Origin of the sequence: Vibrio sinensis (assembly GCF_003605645.1) — a bacterium.
Lineage (GTDB): Bacteria > Pseudomonadota > Gammaproteobacteria > Enterobacterales > Vibrionaceae > Vibrio > Vibrio sinensis.
Window position 1 is genome coordinate 1 of record NZ_QVMU01000055.1, and the last position, 3,740, is coordinate 3,740.

Annotated in this window: 2 protein-coding genes and 1 pseudogene; 2 read left to right on the forward strand and 1 reads right to left on the reverse strand. The window is 38.9% G+C overall.

What is annotated here, in order from left to right:
- Nucleotides 1–142: 142 nt before the first annotated feature.
- Nucleotides 143–1,162: pseudogene (locus DZ860_RS23480) on the forward strand (IS1380-like element ISEcp1 family transposase); the annotation flags it as partial.
- 23 nt (nucleotides 1,163–1,185) lie between these two features.
- On the opposite strand, the gene DZ860_RS23485 reads toward DZ860_RS23480, so the two are convergent.
- The gene (locus tag DZ860_RS23485; RefSeq protein WP_109376058.1) at nucleotides 1,186–2,154 is read right to left on the reverse strand and encodes an IS30-like element ISVa6 family transposase; all 969 of its coding nucleotides are present in this window, start codon (nucleotides 2,152–2,154) and stop codon (nucleotides 1,186–1,188) included.
- A 422-nt stretch (nucleotides 2,155–2,576) separates the two neighbouring features.
- Here DZ860_RS23485 and DZ860_RS23495 point away from each other — a divergent pair, with 422 nt between their 5' ends.
- The gene (locus tag DZ860_RS23495; RefSeq protein ID WP_053411095.1) at nucleotides 2,577–3,218 is read left to right on the forward strand and encodes an oxygen-binding di-iron domain-containing protein; all 642 of its coding nucleotides are present in this window, start codon (nucleotides 2,577–2,579) and stop codon (nucleotides 3,216–3,218) included.
- Nucleotides 3,219–3,740 lie beyond the last annotated feature (522 nt).

A 3,740-nucleotide genomic window follows, 5' to 3' on the forward strand; every position in this document is an offset into this window, starting at 1 on the left:
TTGGTAAAGAGAGTCGTGTAAAATATCGAGTTCGCACATCTTGTTGTCTGGTTATTGATTTTTCTCAGAACCATTTGATCACATGACAAGATGTGCATCTACCTTAAATTTATGATTTTTATCAAAATCATTAGGGGATTCCTCAGTGCTCTGCGGTCACTTCATTGGCATTGATAAGTTAGAACGTCTAAAGCTACTTCAAAATGATCCCCTCGTCAACGAGTTTGATATTTCCGTAAAAGAACCTGAAACAGTGTCACGGTTTCTAGGAAACTTCAACTTCAAGACAACCCAAATGTTTAGAGACATTAATTTTAAAGTCTTTAAAAAACTGCTCACTAAAAGTAAATTGACATCCATTACGATTGATATTGATAGTAGTGTAATTAACGTAGAAGGTCATCAAGAAGGTGCGTCAAAAGGATATAATCCTAAGAAACTGGGAAACCGATGCTACAATATCCAATTTGCATTTTGCGACGAATTAAAAGCATATGTTACCGGATTTGTAAGAAGTGGCAATACTTACACTGCAAACGGTGCTGCGGAAATGATCAAAGAAATTGTTGCTAACATCAAATCAGACGATTTAGAAATTTTATTTCGAATGGATAGTGGCTACTTTGATGAAAAAATTATCGAAACGATAGAATCTCTTGGATGCAAATATTTAATTAAAGCCAAAAGTTATTCTACACTCACCTCACAAGCAACGAATTCATCAATTGTATTCGTTAAAGGAGAAGAAGGTAGAGAAACTACAGAACTGTATACAAAATTAGTTAAATGGGAAAAAGACAGAAGATTTGTCGTATCTCGCGTACTGAAACCAGAAAAAGAAAGAGCACAATTATCACTTTTAGAAGGTTCCGAATACGACTACTTTTTCTTTGTAACAAATACTACCTTGCTTTCTGAAAAAGTAGTTATATACTATGAAAAGCGTGGTAATGCTGAAAACTATATCAAAGAAGCCAAATACGACATGGCGGTGGGTCATCTCTTGCTAAAGTCATTTTGGGCGAATGAAGCCGTGTTTCAAATGATGATGCTTTCATATAACCTATTTTTGTTGTTCAAGTTTGATTCCTTGGACTCTTCAGAATACAGACAGCAAATAAAGACCTTTCGTTTGAAGTATGTATTTCTTGCAGCCTTAGTATCAAGTTTGAAGTGCGACACTTTCTACAGATGCGCATGAATATACTCCGTTGGTGTCCTATACCCAAGCCTTTTGCGTGGGCGCGTATTTAATTTGTGTGCAATTTCATTGCAGAGCTTCTGTGTCACGTGTGACATAGAAGTTCGTTTTGGTAAGTATTGTCGTATCAAGCCGTTGGTGTTTTCATTTGTACCTCGTTCCCATGAGTGGTATGGATTTGCAAAGTAAAACAGACAGTTATGATGTTTCTCTAGTTGTGCGTAACCATGAAATTCAGTGCCGTTATCAGCAGTTATCGTCTTAAAAGGTAAGTCAGAGCGGGTCATTATTTTGCTCATTCTTACGTTGAGCGACTCGCTTGTTCTATCGTCCATTTGCCCAATAAAAGTGTAGCCTGTCATTCTGTCGACTAAAGTCACGATACAGTGCTTGGTTCCGCGGCCAACGACGGTATCAATTTCCCAATGACCAGGCTCTTTTCTATGCTCTGCATTTGCTGGTCTTTCGGTAATATGACGCTTTGCAGCTAGCCGTCCACGGCTGTCTTTTGAGTTATACCTTTTACGCCTTTTCTTGGTGGATTGGCGTAGGTGTTTCCATAGTGTTCCACCGAGAGTTTTGTCGTTCCAAACATGCTGATAAATGAGCTCGTGGCTCATTGTTGGATAGCCTCTTACCCTCAGATATCCGACGATTTGGTCAGGACTCCAATCCAGTCGTAGCAAGGCTTCAGGTAACCTGAAGTCGATTTCGCTGTAGCGCTTATTTCTGCGCGACCGGCGCAGCCGGTTGCGAGCCATTTGTTGGGCTCTCCATGCCTGATAGGAGTACCTTTTAAAGTGTCTGTTGTATCGGGAGTTGCGTTCAATTTCTCGATAGATAGTGGCTTTGTGACGCCCCAGTTGTTTAGCTATTTTAGCGGTACTAATTCCTTGCTTTCTGAGTGCAGAAATCATATACCTTTCGTTCTCAGTGAGGTGCGTGTATCTCATGTTTTTTACTTCTTGGCGGGAGCAAACTTCATGATTATCGCATCTCACTGTTTTTATGTTCAGAGGTGTCGCACTTCGTACTTGAATCCAAGAGCAAAAATAATCAAAACCGCAAGATATGTAATCATGAAGTTGTCGGAAAACTATCCGTACAAGGGAGTGTATGAAAAATGTCTGGTATAATAAGAATATCATCAATAAAATTGAGTGTTGCTCTGTGGATAACTTGCAGAGTTTATTAAGTATCATTGCAGCAAAGATGAAATCAATGATTTATCAAAAATGATTGAAAGGTGGTTGTAAATAATGTTGCAATGTGTGAGAAGCAGTCTAAATTCTTCGTGAAATAGTGATTTTTGAAGCTAATAAAAAACACACGTGGAATTTAGGTTAGACTATAAATAGAAAAAAGAGTTTTGACAATGACAGAGATTATCAAAGATTTATACCAATTTACAGAGGTAATGGAGCCGATTAAGCTTTCAATGCACCAATACTTATTGATGACAAATGAGCCTGTTCTCATTCAGACCGGAGCCGTATCACAAGCGCAAACTACCATTCCTAAGTTGCAAGAGTTGCTCGGTGAACGCAAAATAAAATACATTCTAATTTCTCATTTTGAATCAGACGAATGTGGCGGACTTGCTTTGGTTCTCAAAGAACATCCCGAAGCTGTCGCGGTTTGTTCCGAAACCACAGCAAGACAACTGATGGGGTTTGGTATTACTAACAATGTGCTTATTAAAAAGCCGAATGAAATATTTGCCGGAGATGATTTTGAATTTCAAGCTATCAGTTACCCAGCTGAAATGCATATGTGGGAAGGACTTTTATTTTTTGAAAAGAAACGTGGTATTTTCTTTAGCAGCGACCTCATGTTCGGCATGGGTGAGAATCACGGACAAGTTATCGAAAGCAGTTGGGACGCAGCGGTAAAATCAAGCGGCGCAGATACATTGCCCAATCAAGAATCCGGACAAAAGCTATCCTCGGATTTGAGTGAGATTGAACCTAAGTTCGTTGCTTCCGGTCATGGGTTTTGCATTACGATTGTAGGATAAATCAAGCAAATAGACCTTGCAAAATAAGCATTTGCAAATATACCACTTCATAAAACCGTATACTGTAATTATCAAGATTTTGAACGATATTGAAAAACAGTAACTTAAAGGCTCGATATATTTATAATATATCGAGCTTTTTTCATGTCTAAAAACTTGGGGGTATATAGTGAAAAATACCGTCCCAACGTCCCAAAGGCTGATAAGTAGGCGCATTATATGGGAACTTGGTAGTGTTTCACCCATGGCGAGTGGCCCCCTCTAATCAAGTTCTTGCCGAACATATTGATTTTAAAGGATAAACCACTCGCCTTCTTTATTTTAGGTCAAGGCTCGTGAATAAGACGGGAGCAGGGCAGTCGCCCTAAAACAAAGTTAGATGCACTAAGCACATAATTGCTCACAGCCAAACTATCAGGTCAAGTCTGCTTTTATTATTTTTAAGCGTGCATAATAAGCCCTACACAAATTGGGAGATATATCATGAAAGGCTGGCTTTTTCTTGTTATCGCAATAGTTGGC

What these genes read in the sequence shown, in the direction of transcription:
- DZ860_RS23485 (WP_109376058.1), bottom strand. Translation starts at nt 2,154, where the DNA reads ATGAGATACACGCACCTCACTGAGAACGAAAGGTATATGATTTCTGCA.
- DZ860_RS23495 (WP_053411095.1), top strand. Translation starts at nt 2,577, where the DNA reads ATGACAGAGATTATCAAAGATTTATACCAATTTACAGAGGTAATGGAG.